General features: G+C 71.0%; 2 protein-coding genes. Both read right to left on the reverse strand.

All coding sequences use genetic code 11. From position 1 onward, the window contains the following. A partial coding sequence (locus BDIM_RS12225; RefSeq protein WP_081461902.1) for a cobyric acid synthase occupies positions 1-1,161 on the reverse strand: 1,161 nt, incomplete at its 3' end. Further along, a partial coding sequence (locus BDIM_RS12230; protein WP_211205986.1) for a cobalamin biosynthesis protein occupies positions 1,149-1,371 on the reverse strand: 223 nt, incomplete at its 5' end. The genes BDIM_RS12225 and BDIM_RS12230, both read right to left, overlap by 13 nt.

Raw genomic sequence — 1,371 nt, forward strand, 5'->3', positions numbered from 1 at the left:
GGGCGTCAGCTGTCCCTCGACCCGGCGCAGGGTCTTGGCCCCCGCCAGCACCGTCTCGACGTCCAGCAGGCCCAGCCCCGGCGCCGAACCCGCCACGCCCTCGACGCCGTCCGGGTCGCTGATCGTGCGGCCCAGCATCTGATAGCCGCCGCACACGCCCAGCACGCGCCCGCCGCGCCGCACATGGGCGGCGATGTCCACGTCCCAGCCCTGCGCCCGCAGAAACGCCAGATCGGCCAACGTCGCCTTGGTCCCCGGCAGGATGATGAGGTCCGCATCGCCCCGCAGGGCCTGCCCCGGCGGCACGAAGCCGAAGTCCACGCCCGGCTCATGCCGCAACGGATCGAAGTCGTCGAAATTGGCGATGCGCGACAGCATGGGCACGGCGATCCGCACCTTTCCGCCACGCCCGCCGCCCGACCGCTCCAGCACTACGGCGTCCTCGGCGGGTAACGACCGCGCATCCGCCAGCCACGGCGCCATGCCCAGATCCGTCCAGCCCGTGCGCCGCGTGATCTCGGCCCGGCCCTGACCGAACAGGGCCGGATCGCCACGAAACTTGTTGATGATGAAGCCCCGGATCATCGCCCGATCCTCGTCGTCCAGCACCGCATGGGCGCCGACCAGAGAGGCGATCACATGGCCCCGGTCGATGTCGCCGACCAGCACCACCGGCACGTCCGCCGCGCGGGCGAAGCCCATGTTGGCGATGTCTCCGGCGCGCAGGTTCGTCTCGGCCGGACTGCCCGCGCCCTCGACGATCACCAGATCCGCCTCGGCCTGAAGACGGCGGAAGCTGTCCAGAACCACGTCGAGCAGGGCGACCTTGCGGTCTTGATAGCCCGCCGCCTGCCACACGCCTTCGACCTGACCGCGCACGACCAGCTGGGCGCCCGTGTCGCTCTGCGGCTTCAGCAGGACAGGGTTCATGTCGACGGTCGCGGGCGTGCGGCAGGCCAGCGCCTGAAGCGCCTGGGCGCGGCCGATCTCGCCGATGCGGCCCTCAGGATCGGGCGCAGTGACGGCGGCGTTATTGGACATGTTCTGCGGTTTGAACGGCCGCACTGTCAGGCCGCGATTGGCGAAGACGCGGCACAGACCGGCGACCAGCACCGACTTGCCCACGTCCGAGCCGCAGCCCTGGATCATCAGCGCGGCCATGCGAAGCCCCCGCCGATCAGCAGCATCAGCAACAGGGCGCAGGCGACGCCGTAAACCTTCAGCCCGCGTTTCAGATCATGGGCGGACGGCGGCGCCCAGTCGCCGAAGACAGGTCGGTCGGTCATGACGCCGTCATAGCGGACCGGCCCGCCCAGTCGAACCCGCAGCGCGCCCGCCATGGCCGCCTCGGGCCACCCGGCGTTGGGCGAG

This window comes from Brevundimonas diminuta ATCC 11568, assembly GCF_000204035.1.
In the GTDB taxonomy this organism is placed as follows: Bacteria; Pseudomonadota; Alphaproteobacteria; order Caulobacterales; family Caulobacteraceae; genus Brevundimonas; species Brevundimonas diminuta.